Annotated in this window: 21 protein-coding genes and 1 tRNA gene; 15 read left to right on the forward strand and 7 right to left on the reverse strand. The window is 59.2% G+C overall.

Going from position 1 to position 23,400, the window contains the following annotated elements; translation table 11 throughout:
- Positions 1 to 143: 143 nt before the first annotated feature.
- From QA644_RS19760 to QA644_RS19790, 7 genes are all read left to right on the forward strand, one after another.
- The gene (locus QA644_RS19760; protein WP_194728585.1) at positions 144 to 1,430 is read left to right on the forward strand and encodes an extracellular solute-binding protein; all 1,287 of its coding nucleotides are present in this window, start codon (positions 144 to 146) and stop codon (positions 1,428 to 1,430) included.
- Between the two features lie 5 nt (positions 1,431 to 1,435).
- Positions 1,436 to 2,398 (forward strand): sugar ABC transporter permease, encoded by a 963-nt coding sequence (locus QA644_RS19765; protein ID WP_239596236.1) that lies wholly within the window; start codon positions 1,436 to 1,438, stop codon positions 2,396 to 2,398.
- Positions 2,391 to 3,278, forward strand: a complete 888-nt coding sequence (locus QA644_RS19770) for a carbohydrate ABC transporter permease (RefSeq protein ID WP_039843469.1) — start codon at positions 2,391 to 2,393, stop codon at positions 3,276 to 3,278. Before QA644_RS19765 ends, QA644_RS19770 begins: the two co-directional genes overlap by 8 nt.
- 18 nt (positions 3,279 to 3,296) lie before the next feature.
- Positions 3,297 to 4,370, forward strand: coding sequence for a Gfo/Idh/MocA family oxidoreductase (locus QA644_RS19775; RefSeq protein WP_074066183.1), 1,074 nt, complete (start codon positions 3,297 to 3,299; stop codon positions 4,368 to 4,370).
- Between the two features lie 23 nt (positions 4,371 to 4,393).
- Positions 4,394 to 5,470 (forward strand): sn-glycerol-3-phosphate ABC transporter ATP-binding protein UgpC, encoded by a 1,077-nt coding sequence (ugpC, locus tag QA644_RS19780; protein WP_074066184.1) that lies wholly within the window; start codon positions 4,394 to 4,396, stop codon positions 5,468 to 5,470.
- Between the two features lie 69 nt (positions 5,471 to 5,539).
- Positions 5,540 to 6,415, forward strand: a complete 876-nt coding sequence (locus tag QA644_RS19785; protein WP_194728587.1) for a phosphotransferase — start codon at positions 5,540 to 5,542, stop codon at positions 6,413 to 6,415.
- Between the two features lies 1 nt (position 6,416).
- On the forward strand, positions 6,417 to 8,867 hold the full coding sequence (locus tag QA644_RS19790) for an FAD-dependent oxidoreductase (protein ID WP_283070176.1): 2,451 nt from the start codon (positions 6,417 to 6,419) through the stop codon (positions 8,865 to 8,867).
- Positions 8,868 to 9,048: 181 nt separating this feature from the next.
- Here QA644_RS19790 and QA644_RS19795 read toward each other — a convergent pair whose 3' ends face one another.
- Together QA644_RS19795 and uxaC are read right to left on the reverse strand one after the other, a co-directional pair.
- Positions 9,049 to 10,503 carry a mannitol dehydrogenase family protein gene (locus QA644_RS19795; protein WP_283070178.1) on the reverse strand — a complete coding sequence of 485 codons (1,455 nt, stop codon included), beginning with the start codon at positions 10,501 to 10,503 and terminating at the stop codon, positions 9,049 to 9,051.
- Positions 10,500 to 11,915 carry a glucuronate isomerase gene (gene uxaC / locus QA644_RS19800; protein ID WP_283070180.1) on the reverse strand — a complete coding sequence of 472 codons (1,416 nt, stop codon included), beginning with the start codon at positions 11,913 to 11,915 and terminating at the stop codon, positions 10,500 to 10,502. Before uxaC ends, QA644_RS19795 begins: the two co-directional genes overlap by 4 nt.
- A gap of 168 nt (positions 11,916 to 12,083) precedes the next feature.
- Between uxaC and QA644_RS19805 the strand changes: the two genes are divergently transcribed.
- Entirely contained in the window at positions 12,084 to 12,293 is a 210-nt protein-coding gene (locus tag QA644_RS19805; RefSeq protein ID WP_039843476.1) for a SlyX family protein, read from the forward strand.
- A gap of 45 nt (positions 12,294 to 12,338) precedes the next feature.
- Here QA644_RS19805 and QA644_RS19810 read toward each other — a convergent pair whose 3' ends face one another.
- On the reverse strand, positions 12,339 to 13,820 hold the full coding sequence (locus QA644_RS19810; RefSeq protein ID WP_239596222.1) for an NAD-dependent succinate-semialdehyde dehydrogenase: 1,482 nt from the start codon (positions 13,818 to 13,820) through the stop codon (positions 12,339 to 12,341).
- A gap of 21 nt (positions 13,821 to 13,841) precedes the next feature.
- Complete coding sequence (locus QA644_RS19815; RefSeq protein WP_074070105.1) at positions 13,842 to 15,122, reverse strand: 4-aminobutyrate--2-oxoglutarate transaminase; 1,281 nt, start codon at positions 15,120 to 15,122, stop codon at positions 13,842 to 13,844.
- A 206-nt stretch (positions 15,123 to 15,328) separates the two neighbouring features.
- Here QA644_RS19815 and QA644_RS19820 point away from each other — a divergent pair, with 206 nt between their 5' ends.
- From QA644_RS19820 to QA644_RS19830, 3 genes are all read left to right on the forward strand, one after another.
- Positions 15,329 to 16,138 (forward strand): MerR family transcriptional regulator, encoded by an 810-nt coding sequence (locus QA644_RS19820; protein WP_283070185.1) that lies wholly within the window; start codon positions 15,329 to 15,331, stop codon positions 16,136 to 16,138.
- Positions 16,139 to 16,223: 85 nt separating this feature from the next.
- On the forward strand, positions 16,224 to 16,850 hold the full coding sequence (locus QA644_RS19825) for a ribonuclease D (protein WP_283070186.1): 627 nt from the start codon (positions 16,224 to 16,226) through the stop codon (positions 16,848 to 16,850).
- A 234-nt stretch (positions 16,851 to 17,084) separates the two neighbouring features.
- The gene (locus QA644_RS19830; RefSeq protein WP_283070188.1) at positions 17,085 to 18,584 is read left to right on the forward strand and encodes a hypothetical protein; all 1,500 of its coding nucleotides are present in this window, start codon (positions 17,085 to 17,087) and stop codon (positions 18,582 to 18,584) included.
- 58 nt (positions 18,585 to 18,642) lie between these two features.
- Here QA644_RS19830 and rpsA read toward each other — a convergent pair whose 3' ends face one another.
- The 3 genes from rpsA to QA644_RS19845 all read right to left on the reverse strand — a co-directional run bounded on the left by rpsA (position 18,643) and on the right by QA644_RS19845 (position 21,448).
- On the reverse strand, positions 18,643 to 20,343 hold the full coding sequence (gene rpsA, locus QA644_RS19835; RefSeq protein WP_022713201.1) for a 30S ribosomal protein S1: 1,701 nt from the start codon (positions 20,341 to 20,343) through the stop codon (positions 18,643 to 18,645).
- A 176-nt stretch (positions 20,344 to 20,519) separates the two neighbouring features.
- Positions 20,520 to 21,164, reverse strand: coding sequence for a (d)CMP kinase (gene cmk / locus QA644_RS19840; protein WP_074066193.1), 645 nt, complete (start codon positions 21,162 to 21,164; stop codon positions 20,520 to 20,522).
- A complete protein-coding gene (locus QA644_RS19845) occupies positions 21,161 to 21,448 on the reverse strand; it encodes a hypothetical protein (RefSeq protein WP_283070195.1) in 288 nt (95 codons plus the stop codon). The genes cmk and QA644_RS19845 overlap by 4 nt, the downstream gene beginning before the upstream one ends.
- A gap of 217 nt (positions 21,449 to 21,665) precedes the next feature.
- On the opposite strand from QA644_RS19845, the gene QA644_RS19850 reads away from it, so the two are divergent.
- The 4 genes from QA644_RS19850 (at position 21,666) to QA644_RS19865 (ending at position 23,301) form a co-directional block, all read left to right on the forward strand.
- On the forward strand, positions 21,666 to 22,049 hold the full coding sequence (locus tag QA644_RS19850) for a TIGR02300 family protein (RefSeq protein ID WP_022713204.1): 384 nt from the start codon (positions 21,666 to 21,668) through the stop codon (positions 22,047 to 22,049).
- Positions 22,050 to 22,196: 147 nt separating this feature from the next.
- Positions 22,197 to 22,272: transfer RNA gene (locus tag QA644_RS19855), tRNA-Ala, on the forward strand.
- 242 nt (positions 22,273 to 22,514) lie between these two features.
- Positions 22,515 to 22,961 carry a helix-turn-helix domain-containing protein gene (locus QA644_RS19860; RefSeq protein ID WP_183906422.1) on the forward strand — a complete coding sequence of 149 codons (447 nt, stop codon included), beginning with the start codon at positions 22,515 to 22,517 and terminating at the stop codon, positions 22,959 to 22,961.
- Positions 22,962 to 23,028: 67 nt separating this feature from the next.
- A complete protein-coding gene (locus QA644_RS19865; RefSeq protein ID WP_283070202.1) occupies positions 23,029 to 23,301 on the forward strand; it encodes a hypothetical protein in 273 nt (90 codons plus the stop codon).
- Positions 23,302 to 23,400: the final 99 nt, after the last annotated feature.

Here is a 23,400-nt window from a genome sequence, read left to right on the forward strand (position 1 = left end):
AATCCGGGAGGAGAACCTCGCGAAATTATCACCGCTTGACAGGCCCGATGCTTGTCCATAGCTTGTAACCAATTAGTTATTTGTTGCAAGAGAAACCAGCAAGGAGCGTGTGGAGGCGCTCCCCAAGGGAGGAGGAAAAACAGATGACACTACGCGTAAGCAGACGTAACTTCATGGCGGGCGGGGCAACGCTTCTCTCGCTTTCGGCACTGGGTTCCAGTGCCTTTGCGCAGGATACACGCCTGCGCCTGCTGTGGTGGGGATCCCAGCCACGTGCAGACCGCACCAACAAGGTATCGGAACTCTACAAAGCGAAGAATCCGGGCACGTCGATAACCGGCGAGTATCTCGGTTGGGGTGATTACTGGCCTCGCCTCGCGACGCAGGTCGCTGGCAAGAATGCCCCCGATGTTATCCAGATGGATTACCGTTACATCGTCGAGTATGCACGCCGCGGCGCACTTGCGCCTCTCGATTCCTACATGCCGTCGAAGCTCAATCTAGGTGACTTTGACAAGGCGCAGATCGAGGGCGGCAGCGTCGATGGACATCTTTATGGCGTGAGTCTGGGTGCGAATTCGGCGGCAACCATGCTGAGCAAGACCGCGTTCGAGGAAGCGGGCATCGATCTTCCGACAAAGGCAACGACCTGGGAAGAGTTTGGCAAGATGGCAGCCGAACTGACCAAGGCCGGCAAGCGTAAAGGCATGTTCGGAATGGCCGATGGCAGTGGTGGGGAGCCGCTTTTCGAAAACTACCTCCGCCAACGCGGAAAGGCGCTTTATACTGCTGATGCGAAGATTGGCTTTGGCGTCGAAGAGGCATCCGAATGGTTTGATATGTGGAACAAGTTCCGTGAAAGCGGTGCATGCGTTCCGCCTGACATTCAGGCTTTGGACAAGAACGACATCGAGACCAATACGCTGACCCTTGGCAAGTCTGCCGCTGGTTTCGCGCACTCGAACCAATTCGTGGCATATCAGCAGATGAACAAGGACAAGCTCACTCTGGCAAACCACATGCGAGTGACAAAGGACTCGAAGGGCGGCCACTACCGCAAGCCTTCGATGTTCTTCTCGGTTTCAGCTCAGTCGAAAGTGGTCGATCAGGCAGTCGATTACGTGAACTTCTTCGTCACGAACCCGGATGCCGCGCTGGCGCTGGGTGTTGAACGCGGCATTCCGGAATCGGCAGCGATGCGTGAGGTCGTGGCAGCCAAGCTCGACGCAGTCGGCAAAGTGCCGCTGGAATACGTCTCCGGCCTCGGCGATCTCGCCGGCAAGTTGCCGCCACCGCCGCCTGCGGGTGCCGGTGAGGGCGAGCTCACGCTTCGAAACATCTCTGAGCAGGTCGGCTTCGGGCAGTTGACAGCGGCAGACGGCGCCAAGCAACTCGTGGACGAACTTACGCGCATTCTCGCGCGGGGCTGATCCATATGAATAATGCGATGCGCACGATGCCTGCAGAGGCGGCGACGGTAGAACGGTATCGGGGGGCGGTGGCCGACAGCCGGTTCAGGCGGCTGTGGAATGCCAATGCTCCAGGCTATCTCTTCCTGCTGCCCTGGCTTCTGGGTTTCTTCGGGCTGACGTTCGGACCTGCCCTGATGTCGCTCTACCTATCCTTCACCGACTTCGACATGTTGAGGTCGCCGGGCTGGGTGGGCGCGGCAAACTACGTGCGCATCGCCACTGCCGATCCGAAATTCGCCTCGGCGATGTCGGTCACACTGACCTACGTGATGTTGGCCGTGCCCTTCAAGCTTGCTTTTGCGCTGATGGTTGCGCTGGCGTTGAACCGGGGCATCAAAGGCCTACCAATCTATCGTGCTATCTTCTATCTGCCCTCGCTGCTCGGCGCGAGCGTGGCGATCGCCGTCCTCTGGCGCCAGCTTTTTGCCGGTGACGGCTTGGTCAATGCGGCACTTGCACAAGTTGGCATTCAGGGACCGAGCTGGATTTCGCATCCGAACTATTCAATCTATACGCTGGTTGCGCTCAGCGTCTGGCAGTTCGGCTCGCCGATGATCATCTTCCTTGCCGGTCTGCGTCAGATCCCGCAGGACATGTACGAAGCCGCCAGTCTCGACGGCGCCTCGAAGTTCCGGCAGTTCTACAAGATCACGCTGCCGCTTCTGACGCCGGTCATCTTCTTCAACGCCGTCGTGCAGACGATCGACGCCTTCAAGGCCTTCACGCCCGCCTTCATCATCTCCGGCGGCACCGGCGGGCCGATCAATTCGACGCTGTTCTATACGCTTTATCTCTACCAGGAAGCCTTCGGGAACTTCCGCATGGGCTATGCCTCGGCGCTTGCCTGGATCCTAGTGATCATTATCGCGATCTTCACCGCCTTCTCCTTCCTGTCCTCGCGTTACTGGGTGCACTACGATGACTGAGATGACTGCCATTGTCACCGCCCCGCAGCCGCCCTCGGACGTCAACAAGCGCAGCCTGCCGGGCTCGATCCTGGTCCATGCCCTGCTGATCGGCGGCTCGCTCCTGATGCTCTATCCGTTGCTGTGGATGGTTTCGGCTTCGGTGCGGCCGGAAAACGAAATCTTCACGTCAACGTCGATTTTTCCATCGTCCATTGATTTCTCATCCTATCTTCGTGGATGGGTCGGCCTCGATGTCAGCTTCGGTCGGTTCTTCTGGAACTCGCTGGTGATCTCGGTGCTGACGGTGGTCGGCAATGTCATTGCCTGTTCCCTCGCTGCCTTCGCCTTTGCGCGCCTGCGCTTTGCTGGCCGGAACTTCTGGTTCGCGATCATGCTCGGCACGCTGATGATCCCCTATCACGTGACGCTGATCCCGCAATATGTGCTCTTCCTGAACCTCGGCTGGGTCAATACCATCCTGCCGCTGGTGGTGCCGAAGTTCCTGGCAAGCGACGCCTTCTTCATCTTCCTCATGGTGCAGTTTTTCCGCGGCATTCCGCGCGAACTGGATGAGGCCGCGATGATGGACGGCTGCAGCGCTTGGCGCATCTATTGGAAGATCATGCTGCCGCTATCGCTGCCGGTGTTGGCGACAGCCGCAATCTTCTCCTTCATCTGGACCTGGGACGATTTCTTCGGTCCGCTGATCTACCTGAATGACATGAACACGTACACGATCCAGCTCGGTCTGCGAACCTTCGTCGACTCGACCAGTGCATCGGATTGGGGCGGCCTATTCGCCATGTCGACGCTCTCGCTCGTGCCCGTCTTCTTCTTCTTCCTCTTCTTCCAGCGCCTGCTGATCGAAGGCATCGCCACGACCGGCATGAAGCGCTGATGCGGATGGGAAAGTGACATGAGCATCAAGACTGTTGCCATCGTCGGCTGCGGTATCGGGCGTTCTCACATCGTCGAGGGCTACCTGCCGCATCCGGATAAGTTCAGGGTCGCAGCCATCTGCGATCTCAATGAGGAGCGCCTGAAAGCCGTCGGCGACGAGTTTGGAATTGAGAAGCGTACGACCTCCTTTACGGAGCTTCTGGGCGACGACGGCATCGACATCATCGACATCTGCACGCCACCCGGCATTCATCGTGAACAGGTCGTGGCAGCTCTTGCGGCGGGCAAGCATGTCGTCTGCGAAAAACCGCTCACCGGCTCCCTCGCCGCTGTTGATGAGATCGTGGAGGCTGAAAAAAGTGCCAAGGGCGCTTTGATGCCGATCTTTCAGTATCGCTATGGCGATGGCATCCAGAAGGCGAAATACATCATCGACGCAGGCATAGCCGGCAAGTTCTACATGGGCGCTGTCGAGACCTTTTGGCTGCGCAAGCCCGAATATTACGCGGTTCCCTGGCGCGGCAAATGGGCGACTGAACTCGGCGGCGTACTCGTAACGCATGCGCTGCACCTGCACGATATGCTCTTCCACCTCGCAGGTCCGGCCGCCCGCGTTTTTGGCAGGGTTGCCACTCGCGTCAACAACATCGAGGTGGAAGATTGCGCCTCCGTCAGCCTTCAGATGCAGAACGGCGCCTTCGTTTCGCTTTCCTGCACGCTGGGTTCGCAGCAGCAGATCAGCCGGCTGCGGCTGCATTTCGAGAACGTTACTTTCGAAAGCAACCACGATCCCTACGCGCCGGGCAAGGGGCCGTGGCAGATCATCGCCGCAAATGACGAAGTGCAGGCAAGGATCGACGCTGCGGTTGGCGACTGGCGACCGGTTGCGCCGCGGTTCAACACGCAAATGGCCCGCTTTCATGATTACCTCAGCGGTCATGGTCCGCTGCCGGTCACCAGCGCCGATGCGCGGCGTGCGCTGGAACTGGTAACAGCAATCTATCAATCGTCCGATAGCGGCGCAGACATAGCGCTGCCCATCGGTCGCGACAGCCCTAAATACGCCGACTGGCGTGCAAAAACGAGATAACGGACCAGGAGAGGGTTTAGAAGATGGCAACAAGTGTCGTTCTTCAGAAGGTCGAGAAGCGCTACGGGTCGCTGGATGTCATCCATGGCATCGACCTCACGATCGATCCCGGCGAGTTCGTGGTCTTCGTCGGTCCGTCCGGCTGCGGCAAGTCCACGCTGTTGCGCATGATCGCCGGCCTCGAGGAGATTTCAGGCGGCGGCCTGCTGCTCGACAACGAGCGCATGAACGAAGTGGCGCCTGCCAAGCGCGGCATCGCCATGGTCTTCCAGTCCTATGCGCTCTATCCGCATATGTCGGTCTACAAGAACCTTGCCTTTGGTCTTGAGACGGCTGGATACAAGAAGGCCCAGATCGAACCGAAGGTGCGCCGCGCCGCTGAAATCCTGCAGATCGAGAAGCTTCTGGAGCGCAAGCCGAAGGCCTTGTCCGGCGGTCAGCGCCAGCGTGTCGCGATCGGCCGCGCCATCGTGCGCGAGCCACGCATCTTTCTCTTCGACGAGCCGTTGTCGAACCTTGATGCGGAACTGCGTGTTCAGATGCGCGTCGAAATTTCCCGCCTGCACCGTAATCTCGGCAACACGATGATCTATGTCACCCACGATCAGGTCGAAGCCATGACCATGGCGGACAAGATCGTGGTGCTGAATTCGGGCCGCATCGAGCAGGTCGGCGCTCCGCTCGACCTTTACAACCATCCGGCAAATCGCTTCGTCGCAGGCTTCATCGGCAGTCCGAAGATGAACTTCCTGAAGGCGAAGATCGAGCGCGTCAATGACGGCGACACGACGATCAATGTCTGCGGCAATTCAATCCGCCTGCCGCGCCGCTTGAAAGGTTCGGCCGATCAGGAGGTTACCTTCGGCATCCGTCCGGAACACTTGTCCGTGGCCGATGGCGGCATTGCACTTGCGACCGTCGACATCGACCTGGTCGAAAACCTTGGCGGCGCCACCATGCTCTATACGAAGACGCCGGACGGCCAGCACCTGACGGTGGCTCTGGACGGTCAGCAGAAGGTTGAGCGCGGCACGAATGTGACGGCGTCCTTCGACCCCGCCCGCTGTCATGTTTTCGATGCTTCGGGCGCCACGATATAAAGCCTGCTCTGCTTGACAGCCAAGCCTGCTCTGGCCCATCCTTTGCAGGTGGGTTGCGAGGGGGAAAGCGTGACGCCTGAAGATAGGATTCATGCACTCGGCATCTGGCAAGGCCCGATCGAAATCGCACCGATTGCCGGCGGCATTACCAACCGGAACTATCTCGTAACCGATCGCATATCGCGCCGCGTCGTGCGCCTCGGCGCCGATATCCCGGTTCATCATATCAGTCGCCAGAACGAGCTTGCAGCGAGCCAGGCAGCCCACGCTGCCGGGCTTTCGCCTGCGGTCATCCATCATGAGCCCGGCGTGCTCGTCCTCGATTTCATCGAGGCGCGGGCTCTGACGGCGGAAGACATCCAGGATGCGCAAATGCTCGCACGCATCGTGCCACTGGTTCGCGCCTGCCATCATGACATCGCCCTTCATTTCCGTGGCCAGGCGATGATCTTCTGGGTCTTCCATGTCATCCGCGACTATGCGGCCACTCTGATTGCCGCGGAAAGCGACTATGCGCCGATGCTTCCCGCGCTGCTCGAAAAGGCCGAACGCCTCGAGCAGACCGCCGGCCCTTTCGATATCGCCTTCGGCCATAACGACCTTCTCGCCGCGAACTTTCTTGATGACGGCAAGCGTCTCTGGTTGATCGATTGGGACTACGCAGGTTTCAACACGCCGCTCTTTGATCTCGGCGGCCTCGCCTCGAACAACGAGTTTTCGGAAGGTGCCGAGCGGCAAATGCTGGAAACCTATTTCGGCCGGCCGCTGACGCGGGATCTCTGGCAGCGCTATAGCGCCATGAAATGTTCATCTCTGCTCCGCGAAACGCTTTGGAGCATGGTCTCCGAGATCCATTCGACCATCGATTTTAATTATGCGGCCTACACAGTCGAAAACCTCGCGCGCTTCGAGCGTGCCTACAAGGCATTTGAACAGGACCAGTAATATGGCGAAGGAATTACCGAAGACGGCGAAAGCTGTGGTCATCGGCGGCGGCATCATCGGTTGCTCGACGGCCTATCATTTGGGCAAGCTCGGCTGGACGGATACGGTGCTGCTCGAGCGCAAGAAGCTCACCTCCGGCACCACCTTCCATGCGGCGGGCCTCGTCGGTCAGCTGCGTACCAGCGCCAACATCACCCAGCTGCTTGGCTATTCCGTCGATCTTTACAAAAAACTTGAAGCCGAAACCGGTCTCGGCACCGGCTGGAAAATGAACGGTGGATTGCGGCTTGCCTGCAATGAAGAGCGCTGGACGGAGGTGAAGCGCCAGGCAACGACAGCGCAATCTTTCGGCCTCGACATGCGATTGCTCACTCCCCAGGAAGCCTTCGAACTCTGGCCGCTGATGACGATCGACGACCTTGTGGGCGCAGCCTATCTGCCGACCGACGGCCAGGCCAATCCTTCCGACATCACGCAGGCGCTGGCGAAAGGCGCCCGGATGTCCGGCGTCTCGATCTTCGAGGATACGGAAGTTCTCGACCTGGAAATCGACAAAGGAAAGATCCGCGCCGTCATCACCGAAAAAGGCCGCATCGAATGCGAACGCGTCATCGTCTGCGCCGGTCAGTGGACCCGGGCTTTCGCTGCTCGTTTCGGCGTCAACGTGCCGCTCGTCTCCGTCGAGCATCAGTACATCATCACCGAATCCTTCGGCGTGCCTTCCAATCTGCCGACGCTGCGCGATCCGGATCGCCTCACCTACTACAAGGAAGAAGTTGGCGGGCTCGTCATGGGCGGCTATGAGCCAAATCCAATCCCCTGGGCGGTGAACGGCATTCCGGAAGGTTTCCATTACACGCTGCTCGACAGCAATTTCGATCACTTCGAGCAGATCATGGAGCAGGCGCTGGAGCGGGTTTCAGGCTTGCAGAAGGCGGGGGTCAAACAGCTCCTGAACGGACCGGAGAGTTTCACGCCGGATGGCAATTTCATTCTCGGCGAAGCGCCGGAGCTGAGGAATTTCTTCGTCGGCGCCGGGTTCAACGCTTTCGGCATAGCCTCGGGCGGCGGTGCCGGCATGGCGCTCGCCGAGTGGGTCGCCAAAGGTGAGCCGCCTTATGATCTCTGGCCGGTCGACATCCGCCGCTTCGGCCGCCCCCACTTCGATACCGACTGGGTGCGTACTCGCACGCTGGAGGCCTATGGCAAGCATTATACGATGGCTTGGCCTTTTGAAGAGCATTCGAGTGGTCGCCCCTGCCGCAAGTCGCCGCTTTACGATCGCCTCAAGGCTCAGGGCGCCTGCTTCGGCGAAAAGCTCGGCTGGGAGAGGCCGAACTGGTTCGCCGATCTCTTTGCCGACGAGGAGCCGAAGGACGTCTATACCTACGGCCGTCAGAACTGGTTCGATGCCGTCGGCCGCGAGCACAAGGCCGTGCGCGAAGCGGCTGTCATCTTCGATCAAACATCTTTTGCAAAGTTTGTTCTGAAGGGGAGGGATGCAGAGGCCGCTCTTTCGTGGATCGCCTCGAATGATGTCGCCAAGCCCGCCGGATCGCTCACCTACACGCAGATGCTGAACGACAAGGGCGGCATCGAATGCGACGTCACCGTCGCCCGCATCGCCGAGAACGAATTCTACATCGTTACCGGCACCGGCTTTGCCACTCACGATTTCGATTGGATCGCCCGCAATATTCCGGCAGATATGCGGGCCGAGCTTGTCGATGTGACATCGGCCCATTCGGTTCTTTCCCTGATGGGGCCGAATTCCCGCGCTGTCCTTGAGAAAGTCACTACCAGTGACGTGTCCAACGCCGCCTTTCCGTTCAGCCGGGTAAAGACCATCGGCATCATCGGCTGCCCCGTCAGAGCGTTGCGGATCACCTATGTCGGCGAATTGGGCTATGAACTCCATGTCCCTGTCGAATATGCAACGACGGTCTATGATGCCTTGATGGCTGCCGGTAGTGGTTTCGGTCTCGTCAATGCCGGCTACCGTGCCATCGAAAGCTGCCGTCTGGAGAAGGGCTATCGCGCCTGGGGTTCGGATATTGGCCCAGATCATACACCGATCGAGGCGGGGCTCGCCTGGGCAGTCAAAACGAAGAAGAACATCGACTTCCGTGGTCGCAAGGCGATCGAGCGCCAGCTTTCAGGCGGTGTGAAAAAGATGCTCGCTTGCGTCGTGCCGGACGATCCGGAGACCGTCCTTCTCGGCCGCGAAACCATTTATCGGAATGGCAAACGTGTCGGCTGGCTTTCCAGCGGCGGCTTCGGCTACACGATCGGCAAACCGATCGGCTACGGCTATATCCGCAATCCCGACGGCGTGACCGAGGATTTCATGTTGTCGGGAACTTATGAACTGGACGTTGCGAGGGAGCGTATTCCCTGCACGGTGTCGCTGAAGCCGCTCTATGATCCGGAGATGAAGCGCATCAAGGCTTAATAGGTGTTTGCAATGCGGCTGTACTGCCAGATTTTGGCAAGCGCCCAACTCTCTCCTTATTCCTGTCCTTGTGACAGGAGCCCAGCCAGGGCGCGTCTCGCCGTGAATCACCCGCTTAAGGAGCCTTCAGCGCCCAATGACCTGGGCGCAGTGGCGGCGGAGTAACGCGGCGCGCCCCCGCTCAAATCAACGGCAGCCTGTTATCCTGGATCAGAATCTCCAGCTTGTTCGCCACGTCCTCGGTCCAGGCGGCGTTTTTCGCCAGTGCCGCTGGGAAAAGCCCAGGCAGGCCGAAAAGCGCCGCTGCTACCGCAGCGCCGTTTCGCGGGACATCTGTAAGGAGATCTGCGATTTCACCAGCTCTCGGATCACGCAATTCGTAACTTTTGCCGTTCCGGTCGGCGCCCAGCGCATAGCGCATCCAGGCGGCGACTGCGATTGCATAAGTCTCCGCCTTGCTGCCATGAGCAAGCGCTTCCGTTGCCGGCTCCAGGAGACGTTGCGGCAGTTTCTGCGTCCCGTCCATGGCGATCTGATAGGTGCGGTGCGCGATCGCCTTATTTGCAAAGCGCGCTATGAGTTCTTCCGCATAATGCTCGAGATTGATCCCTGGAACGGGATCGAGGGTCGCAGCTGCCGCGCTCATATGCCGCCGCGCAAGCGCTGCCAATCCGGCATCTTCCATGACATCGCGGATGTATTCATAGCCACCTATATATCCAAGATAGGCGAGCAGGGAATGCGCCCCGTTCAGCATGCGAAGCTTCATCTTCTCGTAGGCCGAGACCTCCTCGACCATCAGCACGCCAGCCTTGTCCCAGGCCGGGCGGCCATTGGCGAAATGGTCTTCGATCACCCATTGCGTGAAGGGTTCGGTCTCGATCGCCGCGAGATCCTGCCGCCCCGTCAGGCGCTCGGCATCGGCATAGGTAACGTCGGTACTGGCCGGGGTGATGCGATCCACCATCGTGGAGGGAAAGGGTACGGTCTGTTCGATCCAGTCGTGCAACGAAGGATCGACGCGGCTCGCGAATTCGAGAACCAGGCGCTTGAGGACTGCGCCGTTGCTCGGCAGGTTATCGCAACTTAGCGGCGTGAAGGGCGCAATACCCTTTTTACGCCGACGCGCTAGCCCTTCGACAAGATAGCCGACAACGCCGCGCGGCGTATGCGGATGGATAAGATCGGCGGCAATGTCGGGATGGTTGAGATCGAGGCCGCCGGTAAGGGTATCCAGACCATAGGCCTTCTCGGTCACCGTCAGGCTGACGATGCGGATTGCCGGATCTTCCAGGCGGGCAAGCAGCCCTGCCGGGTCTCGCGTTGCGACATGCGCCTTCAGGATCGGGCCGATCACCTGCGCTGTCGTTCCCGACGTATCGCGGATCAGCATCGCATAGAGGCCGTTCTGCTCGTTCAGGTGATCCGCGACATCGGCGGTGCGCAGGCTTGCGACTTCAATGCCCCAGTCGCCGCCGGCGGCCGCAAGTGCCGCATCGGTAAAGGGTGCAAAATGCGCGCGGAAAAAGGCACCCGGGCCGAGATGCAGGATGCCGCTTTTCAGCTTGCTTCGGTCATAGGCCGGAAGTTTTGCCGTCGGCGCGAGGCCCGTCAGGTTTTGCAGTCGATCCGTCACAACTTGTATGCCTTCTTCGCATTGTCATAGGAAAGTTCGCGCGCGACGATCTCGGCATCCTTCTTTGAAATCCGGTGCTCGGCTGCGAGCTGCGCCAGGAAGCGGCAGACCTCGCGGCGCCAGACGTCGTGGCGGGCGGGGATTGAAAGCAGTGCCCGCGTATCGTCGTTGAAGCCGGCGAGATTGGCAAAGCCGGCCGTTTCAACGACCTGGTCTAGATAGCGGCGAATGCCGTTCGGGCTGTCATGGAACCACCAGGGCGGGCCGATCATCAGGCACTCCCAGTGCCCGGCCATCGGTGCCAGTTCGCGGGCATAGGTCGTCTCGTCGAGTGTGAAGAGCAGAACCCTGAGACCGGACGCATGGCCGTATTTCGATAGCAGAGCGTTCAAGCCGCCGACCCAGTCTGTGCGTGTCGGAATGTCGGCGCCCATGTTCGGACCGCGCGTCTGGAAAAGGCCGCTGTCGGTGTTTCGGCGGGAGCCGGCATGAATTTGCATCACCATGCCGTCTTCGGCCGAGAGGCCGGCCATCTCCGTCATCATCTGGCCACGGAAAAGCTCGGCATCTGCCCCAGAAAGAGGACCTCTCAGGGCTTTGTCGAGCAGCGCCTGCTTGTCGGCGAGCGGGAGATCGGCGGTAAAGGCCGTCGGCACGCCGTGGTCCGTGGCCGTTGCGCCGAACTGGCGGAAATAGGCGCGGCGCTTGCGGTGCGCATCGACCATGCCATCCCACCGGGTAATGTCGGTGCCGGTGATTTCGCCGAATTGCAGGAGATTGGCACGGAAACCGACGGCATCCGGATCGGTGACGCTGTCCGGCCGGTATGTGGTGCGCACGCGGCCGATCCAGCCCTCAGCCGCCATCTTCTGGTGATGGGTCAGCGGGTCGAGCGCGCCTTCCGTCGTCGCAATCGTCTCGATACCGAAACGCTTGTGCAGCGCGCGCGGGCGGAACTCGGGCAGCGCCAATTGTGCGTTGATGTGGTCGTAAAGCTTATCGGCATTATCCGGGGTCAGCTGTTCGTCGCAGCCAAGCACGGCCGACATCGCATGATCGACCCAAAGACTGGAAGGCGTACCGCGGAAAAGGTGATGCTGTGCAGAAAATGCCCGCCAGATCGCCCGGCCCTCCGCGACCGGCTTGCCGTCGAGCCGCGGCACGCCGAGATCGTCCAGCTTGACGCCGACACTGTGCAGCATGCGGAAAAGATAGTGATCGGGAATGACAAGCAGCGAAGCCGCATCCTCGAAAGGCTTGTCCTCGGCAAACCACGAAGGTTCGGTGTGCCCGTGCGGGCTGACAATCGGCAGATTGCGAACCGCTTCGTAAAGCTCGCGCGCGATGGTTCGCGTTGCCGGATCGGCCGGAAAGAGCCGGTCCGGATGAAGAAAGCCGTTTCCTACATCCATCAGATTTCCTCCCTGATTAGACAGGGCCTATCCCACCTGGGCAAGGACGGCAAGCCCTATTAGTAACTAAACGGTTCACTTTCGGAATCGTTTTTTGCGAGCCTCGAAAGCATTGACGCAAAGACTTATTTCCGCTTTGGAAAGGCAGAAATTGCCGGGAGAAAACCGATGTCCGACGAGACGGGTCGAATCACCAAACTTGAGGAAATGGTCGCCCATCAGGCAAAGACGATCGACGAGCTTTCCGATCAACTCGCGGAGCAATGGAAGGTAGTCGAGCAGATGCGCACCAAGCTCGACCGGCTGACGGAACGCTTTCTGTCCCTTGAGGAGCAATCCCTCGAAGCCCCGGCGATCACCCGTCCGCCGCATTATTGACTGGCAGTAAAAGGGCGCCGCCGCCGGCGCCCTTTTACTTTCGGCTCAGAGATTGCCGATGCAGAGGTATTTCATTTCGAGATAATCGTCGACGCCATGGCGCGAACCTTCGCGGCCGTGTCCGGATTGCTTGACGCCGCCGAAAGGCGCCGTCTCCGTGGACATCAGGCCGGTATTGATACCGACCATGCCATATTCTAGCGCTTCGGCAACCTTCCAGACCTTCTTCAGATCGCCGGCGAAGAAATATGCGGCAAGGCCGAATTCGGTGTCGTTCGCCTGTTCAATCACCTCTTCAACAGTATCGAAGCGGAAGAGTGGAGCAACAGGACCGAAAGTTTCCTCACGTGCTACCTTCATGCCGCGGGCAACGCCGGTCAATACGGTCGGCGTGAAGAAGGTGCCGGCGCCTTCGATGCGCTTGCCGCCGGTCAGCACCCTGGCGCCCTTGGAAAGCGCGTCGCTGACGTGATCTTCGACCTTCGCAAGGCCCTGCGCGTCGATCAGCGGGCCGATCGTGACGCCTGCCTCGAAGCCGTCGCCGACGGACATGGCTTCGACCTTTGATGCCAGCTTGGCCGCAAATGCGTCGTAGACGCCTGACTGGACGTAGAGCCGGTTGGCGCAAACGCAAGTCTGGCCGGCATTGCGGTATTTGGAGGCGATCGCACCTTCGACGGCGGCATCGAGATCGGCATCGTCAAAGACGATGAAGGGTGCGTTGCCGCCGAGCTCGAGGCTCACCTTCTTGATCTGGTCGGCGCACTGGCGCATCAGGATGCGGCCGACTTCCGTCGAACCGGTAAAGCTGATCTTGCGCACTTTGTCGTTGCTGCAAAGTTCCTTGCCGATCGCCGGACCGTCTTCGCCGACAATGACGTTGAAAACGCCAGCCGGAATGCCGGCCTGTTCGGCAAGAACCGCAAGCGCGATCGCCGAGAGCGGGGTCTGCTCGGCGGGTTTCGAAACAACCGTGCAGCCGACAGCCAGCGCCGGAGCGATCTTGCGGGTGATCATCGCTGCCGGGAAGTTCCAAGGCGTGATGGTGCCGACGACTCCGACCGGCTGTTTGATAACGATCATGCGCTTGTCGTTGGAAGGAGCAGGGATCGTTTCGCCGTAGATGCGCTTGGCTTCCTCCGCATACCATTCGATATAAGCGGCGGCATAAAGGATCTCGCCGCGCGCCTCAGGAAAAGGCTTACCCATTTCCGCAGTCAGGATCGCCGCCAGCTCATCGGCGTTGGCAACCATCAGGTCGAACCACTTGCGCAGGATAGCGCTACGCTCCCTTGCAGGACGTGCTGCCCATGCAGGTTGCGCCGCATAGGCCGCGTCGATGGCTTTGCGGGTGTCGGCAGTACCCATGTCCGGCAGCGAGGCGAGCACTTCGCCTGTGGCCGGGTTCAAAACGTCGAAGGTTTTCGTTGCTTCGCCCCTCGTCCATTCGCCGTTGATGTATCCGGAGTCGCGGAGGAACGGCGAGGAAAAGGGCACATGCTTGGTCAGTGCAGTCGTGAATGACATGTCATTTACTCCGAAGGGCGGTTACTTGCCCGCACTTGCTTGAAGGATAGAGGCTTCGAGGATATCGAGCGCTTCGACGAAGATATTGTCCTGGATGGTGATCGGGGCAAGGAAGCGAATGACGTTTCCGTGCACCCCGCAGGTCAAAAGAATGAGACCCTTCTCCAGCGCGATCAGGCGGACCTTATTCGCGAAATCCGCGCTCGGCAGCTTTGTCGCCTTGTCGTTGAACTCGACGGCGTTCATGAAACCCGGGCCGCGGATGTCGACGATTTCCGGCACCTTGTCGCGCAGAGATTCCAACCGTTGCTTCAGGCGGCTGCCGAGCTGGTTGGCTCGGTTGCAGAGATCCTCATCCTTGATGACGTCGAGCACGGCATGCGCCGCGGCGATGCCGAGCGGGTTGCCGCCATAGGTGCCGCCGAGACCGCCAGGGGCAGGTGCATCCATGATCTCCGCGCGGCCGGTGACGGCAGCCAGCGGAAAGCCGCCGGCAAGGCTCTTTGCCATGGTCATCAGGTCGGGCGCGACCTCATGGTGGTCCATCGCAAACATCTTACCCGTGCGTGCAAAGCCCGTCTGCACTTCGTCGGCAATCAGCAGAATGCCGTGCTGGTCGCAGAGTTCGCGTAGCGCCTTCATGAATGCGACCGGCGCCGGATAGAAACCGCCTTCGCCCTGAACCGGCTCGATGATGATAGCGGCCACGCGCTGCGGATCGACATCGGCGGCGAAGAGCTTCTTCAGGGCGGCAAGCGACTGTTCAAGGGACACGCCATGCATCTCTACGGGGAAGGGCACGTGGAAAACATCGCCCGGCATCGCGCCGAAGCCAACCTTGTAGGGCACGACCTTGCCGGTCAGCGCCATGCCCATGAAGGTGCGCCCATGGAAGCCGCCGCCAAAGGCGATGACGGCGGAGCGGCCGGTCGCAGCACGCGCTATCTTCACGGCGTTTTCGACGGCCTCGGCGCCCGTCGTCACGAAGATCGTCTTCTTGGCAAAGTTTCCGGGCGTCAGCGCGTTCAGGCGTTCGGCGAGATGCACGTAGCTTTCATAAGGCACGACTTGATGGCAGGTATGGGTGAAGTGATCGAGTTGATCTTTTACCGCGGCGATCACCCGCGGATGGCGGTGGCCCGTGTTGAGCACTGCGATACCGGCCGCGAAATCGATGTAGCGGCGTCCCTCCTTGTCCCAGATCTCGGCATTCTCCGCTCGGTCGGCATAGATCTGCGTGGTCATGCCAACGCCGCGCGAAATTGCGGCATTCTTCCGGTCCGTAAGGGTGATCGTGTTCATCGTGCTCGCGCTCCTGCGCTGGAAAGGGTCGAGGAATTATCTTGCATAATTTCTGCAAGGCATTTAGAAAATTCCTACATTTTTCCTGCAGGAAATCAAGCGGCATTTTTTGCTTCAAACATCACGCTTTTTGATGGATGCTCGCGCCAGAAGATTCTGACGCGCACAGCGCCTAAAACAAAACGGAATCAGGGATTTATTGCTTGATGAACAACAACGGTCCGATGCGCTACAAGGTGGCCGAAGCGGCAAGGCTGGCAGGCATTTCCGCCTCCACGGCGCGCCTCTGGGAAAGCCAGGGCCTGCTCGTTCCCGGCCGCTCGGAAACAGGGCATCGGCAATACAGCGCCGAGGATGTCGCCCGTCTGAAGCGGATTTCGTGGTATCGCGTCGAGCGCGGCCTCAATCCGGCGGCGATCCGCGAGGCACTGGAAAGCGAGGAGCCATCGGCCGAATCCGCCGAGAGCAGCAGCACTTCCGACATCGGCCGCAGGCTCCGCAGTCTTCGCCATGCGGCGGGCAAGACGCTGGAGCAGGTGGCGAGCGATATGGGCATCACCTCTTCGACCCTGTCGACGCTGGAGCGCACGTCGCAGGGCGTCAGCTTCAAGACGCTGCACGATCTCGCGGAATATTACGGCACCACAGTCTCGCGCCTTTCCGGCGAGGAGAGCGAAGACGTTACCGCAATCATCCGTTCCGGCGAATGGCGCACCTGGCCGCAGACGACGCCCGGCGTTACGGTGCAACTGCTGGCCGAAGGCCGACGGATGATGGATTGCCATCGTTTCGTGCTGGCACCGGGGGCTGCCAGCGAAGGCGCCTACCGGCATGAAGGCGAGGAATTCATGCATGTGCTTTCCGGCCGCCTCGAACTCGTTCTGGATTCCGACCAGTTCTTCGATCTCGGCCCCGGTGACTCGCTCTACTTCGAAAGCCGCCGCTATCATTCCTGGCGCAATCGTCACGATGGCGAGACCGTACTCCTGTGGATCAATACGCCACCGACATTCTAGCTCTCGAAGAACGTTAAAGCGGTATCGCTACGGCTGCCTTTGCGCTATAGCGCGACGTGAGACATTGAAACGATAAGAGACAGCCATGGCCGCCACCATCCGTTACCACGAAGGCGATATTTCAGAGCCGGACGCCGCCCGTTATACAGGTGCGATCGCGATCGATACGGAAACGCTCGGCCTCGTGCCGCGCCGCGACCGGCTCTGCGTCGTGCAGCTTTCTCCGGGCGACGGCACCGCCGATGTCATCCGCATTGCCGCCGGACAGAAGGAAGCGCCCAACCTCGTCGCCATGTTCGCCGATCCGGCTCGCCAGAAGATATTCCATTATGGACGCTTCGATATCGCTGTGCTGTTCCACACCTTCGGCGTCACTACGGCGCCGGTCTTCTGCACCAAGATCGCATCGCGCCTGTGCCGCACCTATACGGATCGCCACGGCCTGAAGGACAATCTCAAGGAAATGCTCGACGTCGACATCTCCAAGGTGCAGCAGTCGTCGGATTGGGGAGCGGCGACCCTGTCGCCGGCGCAGCTCGAATATGCCGCCTCCGATGTGCTCTATCTGCATGCGTTGCGCGACAAGCTGACCGAGCGGCTGATCCGCGACGGCCGCATCGACCACGCAACCGCCTGCTTCGAATTCCTGCCGACCCGCGCCAAACTCGATCTGCTCGGCTGGGAAGAAGCGGATATCTTCGCCCATAGCTGAAGTCTTTAAGGCCAAAAACACGCCTGCGGCGGCCGGGCGGGATTTCATCCCCGCCCGGCCGTTAGCGTTTCATTAACGAGACTTCGGTAAGATTATCGCTAATTTTTATGCATTCGACGGTGCGATGACGCGCCATGCGGACAGGAGGATCTGCTGGAGAATGCGAGGGGCCGGATGAGCGCGGTCCTCTTGTGATCTGCTTCCATCGTCACTTTGCGACAAAAGGAGCATGCCATGTTGACTCCGGTTCGTGCAGCGTCAAATGCAAGCCTTTCCTCCCACGGCCAAACTGCGGTGATCGTTGCCAACGGGCTCGGTCGTTCAGTCGTTGCGCCGACGCCTGTCCAGGCAGTCGAAGCCACAGACCTCAATTCAGCGATTGCCGGCAAGCTCAATATCCTTCTCGCAGCCGCTCGCGAGCGCATGTTCGACGCGCTGCTCGATGCCATCAATGCCGCCTCCGGCGCGCTGCCGCTGCCGCGCCGGGAATTGGAAAGCAATCTCGCTTTTGCATCCCGTCTCGCAGAAGCCATCCAGAAGCTTCCGGCCGCCCGGATCAACGAGATCGAGACCCAGCTCGCGGGCGCCGGTCATACTCTGCCGTTGCGGTTGATTGCTGAGGCACTGAAGAATCCGGCCGGTCCGGAGGCAGCCCGCGTGATCGCCTATCTGGAAACGATCCGTTATAAGGATCGTGATCTGGCGGCCCGCGCCGTCGTTCGCTCCTATCGCCAGAACGATGCTTCGCCTCTGCGCCCGGAAGCACGGCCAAACATCGCAATCCAGGAAGAGAAACTGCTGCCAATCGCAAAGGCGCAGCAATCGCCCGTACGGGAAACTCAGGCCTCCATGCCAACCAAGAGAGCGTTGCCGCTTGCGCCAGCTGTGCTCATTGCCGAATTGGCGGAGCAACCGGTCAAAATCGTCGAGGCGGCATTTGAAGAGCCTGCGCGCGCAGAGGACAACCCTCTCGAATTCCGTGATGCGGTTGACGTGCAGGCCGAGGATCCGGTTTCGGCGGATACGCCGAAGTTGATCGACGAGCCAATAGACGTTGAAGCTCAGATCCCGGCGGTGCGCTCCGATCCTTCGGAGCCGGTTATTCCGAAAGTCTGGACCGGTGTTCTTGCCTCGATGACCGAAGAAGCTTCGGAGCTCATCGTTGCAATCATCGGCGAGCAGGAAGCGGCAACACTCCTGGACGATTTGGCAGCGATGCCGGGGACAACCGAGAGGCCAGCCGGCGACATGGTAGCCGAGGCAGAGCCGGCGCCGGCAGACATTTCCGAAGCCGCGGTCCCTGCGAAGCTGCAGCAGACAGTGGTGACTGCGCGGTTACCGGTTGCCGATTCCACGCAGATTGTCCACCAGCAGAAAGACATCGTCGCGCAGCCGCAGGTTCTTCCTGCCGATATTGCAGAGGCCGTGCAGAAGTCAGGTTTGCTGAAGCCAATTGATGGGATGCCATACGCCCAGCATCCTTACCAGTTCGCCAAGGACGGTGCCCCACGCCGCGACGGCGAAATGCATCGTCGCGACTACGAAGGCAGTGGCTCCGAGGGCGAGCAGCAGGCCAACACAGGCAGCGAGCATCAGGACGCAGAGGCTGAAGGCGAGCAACGAGCGGAAGGTGGCGCGCCGCAGGATCTGCCCGAGGTCGACGCCACAGCATCAGGTAATACCGTCGCCGATCCGGTTTACGCACTCTATCAGCGCATGGCCGGCTGGGTATAAGCAAACAAAAAACCCGCCGGATCGCTCCAGCGGGATCTTGATTTCAAAGGCTTGACGATTACTCGCCGCGGTTCTTCAGAGCCGCGCCAAGGATGTCGCCGAGCGAAGCGCCGCTATCGGATGAACCGAACTGAGCGACAGCTTCCTTCTCTTCTGCGATTTCCAGCGCCTTGATGGACAGCATGATCTTGCGGTCCTTCTTGGAGAAGTTGGTGACGCGGGCGTCAACAACCTGGCCAACCGAGAAGCGTTCCGGACGCTGCTCGTCGCGGTCACGCGAGAGGTCTGCGCGGCGGATGAACGAAGTGATGTCTTCGTGGTCGACGAGCTTCACTTCGATGCCGCCGTCGTTGACTGCGATGACTTCGCAGGAAACGACTGCATTCTTGCGCAGGTCGCCGGAAGCAGCTGCTTCGCCAACCGCATCCTTGCCGAGCTGCTTGATGCCGAGCGAGATGCGTTCCTTCTCGACGTCGACGTCGAGAACGACTGCCTTGACGACGTCACCCTTGTTGAACTCTTCGATGACCTGCTCGCCCGGACGGTTCCAGTCGAGGTCGGAGAGATGCACCATGCCGTCAACGTCGCCGTCGAGACCGATGAACAGGCCGAATTCGGTCTTGTTCTTGACTTCGCCTTCAACTTCAGTGCCGGCCGGATGATTGCGGGCGAATGCTGCCCACGGATTTTCCAGCGTCTGCTTGAGGCCGAGCGAAATACGGCGCTTGGACGGATCGACTTCGAGGACGACGACTTCGACTTCCTGGCTCGTGGACAGGATCTTGCCGGGGTGTACGTTCTTCTTGGTCCAGGACATTTCCGAGATGTGGATCAGGCCTTCGATGCCCGGCTCCAGCTCGACGAACGCACCGTAGTCGGTGATGTTCGTGACTGTACCGGAAATCTTCTTGCCTTCCGGATACTTGGCCTGGATGCCATCCCACGGATCGCTCTCGAGCTGCTTCATGCCAAGCGAGATGCGGTGGGTTTCCTGGTTGATGCGGATGATCTGAACCTTGACCTGCTGGCCGATGTTCAGGATTTCCGACGGATGGTTCACACGGCGCCATGCCATGTCGGTGACGTGCAGCAGGCCGTCGATGCCGCCCAGGTCAACGAATGCACCGTAATCGGTGATGTTCTTGACGACGCCGTCAACAACCTGGCCTTCTTCGAGGTTCTGAACGATTTCAGAACGCTGCTCGGCACGGGACTCTTCCAGAACCGTACGGCGCGAAACCACGATGTTGCCGCGGCGCTTGTCCATCTTGAGGATTTCGAAGGGCTGCGGGTTGTGCATCAGCGGGGAAACGTCGCGGATCGGACGGATATCGACCTGAGAACGCGGCAGGAAGGCGATCGCACCGTCGAGGTCGACCGTGAAGCCGCCCTTGACCTGGTTGAAGATTACGCCTTCGACGCGCTCGCCGGCTTCGAACTTTGCTTCAAGCTTGATCCAGCTTTCTTCGCGGCGAGCCTTCTCGCGCGACAGAACCGCTTCGCCAAGCGCGTTTTCGATACGCTCGACATACACTTCAACTTCGTCGCCGACCTTCAGCGAACCATCCTTGGCTTTCGCGCCGAATTCCTTGAGCGCGATGCGGCCTTCGACCTTCAGGCCGACGTCGACAACGGCGACATCTTTTTCGATGCCGGTGACGATGCCCTTGGTGACATAGCCTTCAGCCAGATCGTTCTTGGCAAAGGACTCTTCGAGAAGGGCCGCGAAATCCTCGCGAGAGGGAGTAGCTACTGACATAAAATCTCCTGCGTGACCTTTGATACTGACAAGGCCCACGTATGCGCCGGTTGGTTCGTGTTAAACGGGCCTGAACCCAGTCCGCCTCCTTGCAAGGAAGCAATCCGGCGCTTGGACGGAATTTCAGGCTTTTAATAAAGCGCTTCCCGGCAAAAGCACGGAACGATCGCTCGAATTCAGTTATTTCGGCTCAATGCTGCGTCGATGATCGATTTCGCAGCTTGAAACGCGGCCTCTATACTCATTTCCGACGTATCAAGCAAGTGTGCTTCTTCCGCTGGTTTCAAGGGGCTGTCGGCCCGTCCCATATCGCGCTCGTCGCGCCGCTTCACGTCCTCGAAGATCGCATCGAAATCCGCCGTTCCTCCCTTGCCGATGATCTCCTCGTAGCGGCGCCTGGCGCGCACCTCCGGGGAAGCCGTCACATAAAGCTTCACCGGCGCATCCGGGCAGACGACGGTGCCGATATCACGTCCGTCGAGCACTGTTCCCGGAGCCTTTTCCGAAAACCGCCGCTGCGCCTCCACCAGCGCCCGGCGTACGGCCGGCATGACGGCAATCTTTGAGGCGGCTTCGCCGATCTCATGCTTTGAAAGTATATCGCGTTCGAGGTCGGCCAGTTCAACCTCGCGAGCGATCTTTTCGGCGACCTGCTCGTTATCGAGCGGCAGGCCGGCGTCGAGCAACGCCTTCGCAGCCGCTCGATAAGTCAGGCCAGTATCGAGATGATGAAAGCCGTACTCATCGGCGATCTGCCGCGAAAGGGTGCCCTTGCCCGCGGCTGCGGGTCCGTCGATGGCGATTGTAAATGTCTTGCTCAATGGTTTCCTTCCAGCCTGCCGGATCGCTTCACAAGATCCAGCATCTCGGCCTCACCAGTCGTCCCGCCGACGCCTGCCGCCGCGCCTTCGCGACCTGCGGCCGGCCTGTTTTGGCTGACCTTCCACTTGCCTTCGATCGCCGCAATCTCGAGTTCGACGCCGATGATGCCTTTCAGTTGCGCTCGGATAAAATCCTCAGGTGCGTCGACGACCCATGGATGGGCGCGGATCAGCTGGTGCTCTGTCGCCAGATCATCTTCCCTGAAACGGGGTGATTGATACATCTGTCTCTCGATGATTTATCGTTTCCGGCGCTACCTAACACAATGTTATTTACCGGTCATCTGACGATCATTTCACCATACTGATTGCAGCGCGAAGTTTTAGCTTTGACATCGTTGGCCGCAACGATTATGGGGACCGGCTTATAAATTCCGATGAAACGCCGGTTTGAACGGCATTTGCCGAATTTAGCATTCGGCCATTCTCACGAGGCTTATAGTGGCGAAAGCGGAACTTGGAACCAAGCGTACCGATCCGGAAACCGGCAAGAAATTCTACGATCTGAACCGGGATCCGATCGTTTCTCCTTATACCGGAAAGTCCTACCCATTGTCGTTCTTCCAGGAAACCTCGGCCGCAGCAGCCGAGATCGCCGAAGAAGATGAGGTTCAGGAAGTCGATACCGAAAACACCGAAGTCGAACTCGTATCGCTGGAAGACGCTGATGAAGGCGCATCCGGCGATGATATCCCAGATATCGGCGATGACGACGTCGAAATCGAAGGCGATGACGACGATACCTTCCTCGAAGCCGACGAAGACGATGAAGACGACGACATGAGCGACATCATCGGCGTCACCGGCGACGAAGACGAAGTCTGATCGTAAAGCGCGGCCCGGACGACAAAAAGTCTCCGGGCCGTTTTTTTGGGCTTGCCATCTGCGAAAACCGCAAGTAAGAAGCCGCCACTCCGCCAGGCATATGCCACGGAGTATCCCAGGACCGGCAAAATACCGGACCACCCTGATGGGGCTATAGCTCAGCTGGGAGAGCGCTTGCATGGCATGCAAGAGGTCAGCGGTTCGATCCCGCTTAGCTCCACCAATTATCCAAGCAAAACCCGACTACGAATTTGTGGGCAAGCAACGGGAAGTACGAGCGACTTCTTGTGTAGTTCTCCGAGGCGCGTTGTTGTTCGCCAGCTATCAGGGGCCGAATCTCGGGAGTGGAACCATTAATCATCACAAAAAGTTTACGGGTTGCGGATATTGCAGTTATTGCGGATATTGCGAATACTGATTCGCACTGCTATATCCTCCTAAAAATTATAAAAAAGGATGTCACCAATGTCGCAACTGCTAGAACGCCCAATCCTGCCGTCGGCGGACGATACTGAATTGGCCGCCGAGGCCAGTCGCTACATTTCACGTGCGAAGCATGAAGGTGCTGAACTTCGAGTTCAAGTTGATGGCGGGGAGCTTCTAAAGCTTCCCAAGGCTGTCAGCGAGTTACTGTATCATCTCCTAACTGAAATGGCTCAGGGTAATGCTGTAACTTTGATACCCGTCCATGCTGAGCTGACAACTCAGGAGGCGGCAGATCATCTTAATGTGTCGCGGCCCTACCTGATCAAACTTTTGGAAGAGGGGAAAATCCCATTCCATATGGTTGGAAGCCATCGCCGAATAAAGTTTAGCGACCTGGACGGTTTCCGTCGAAAGGCTGAGGACGAAAGAAAACGGCTCATGGACGAGCTGGCGAGCCAGGCCCAAGATTTGGGGATGGGCTATTAAGAAGTCTAGTTACACAGTCATCCTTGATGCTTGCGTCTTGTATTCCGCGCCGCTGCGAGATTTCATTATGGAACTCGCTGCGGCGGGGCAATTCAGAGCAAAGTGGTCAGATGAGATCCACGATGAATGGACACGAAACGTACTGAAAAACCGTGACGACCTTACAATTGAGCAACTCGGTCGCACCAAGGATTTGATGAACGCAGCGGTGCCAGACAGTGTGGTCGATGGCTATAGTGATCTTGTGCCTGCGCTTGCGCTTCCGGACCCAGACGATTCTAGAGCGTCAGGGGTTACCCAAGACCGTAGCCGACTGCGGGAATATCTTTTTGCGATTTAGCAAAGAGCTGCAACGGGAACTCTTAAGTTTGTGGCGCCGCATACCTGATCCGGCCGTTGTCAACAAACAACCCGTCTGGTGTTCGTTACCGCTTCGCAC

This window comes from Rhizobium sp. CC1099, from assembly GCF_029714385.1.
In the GTDB taxonomy this organism is placed as follows: Bacteria; Pseudomonadota; Alphaproteobacteria; order Rhizobiales; family Rhizobiaceae; genus Rhizobium.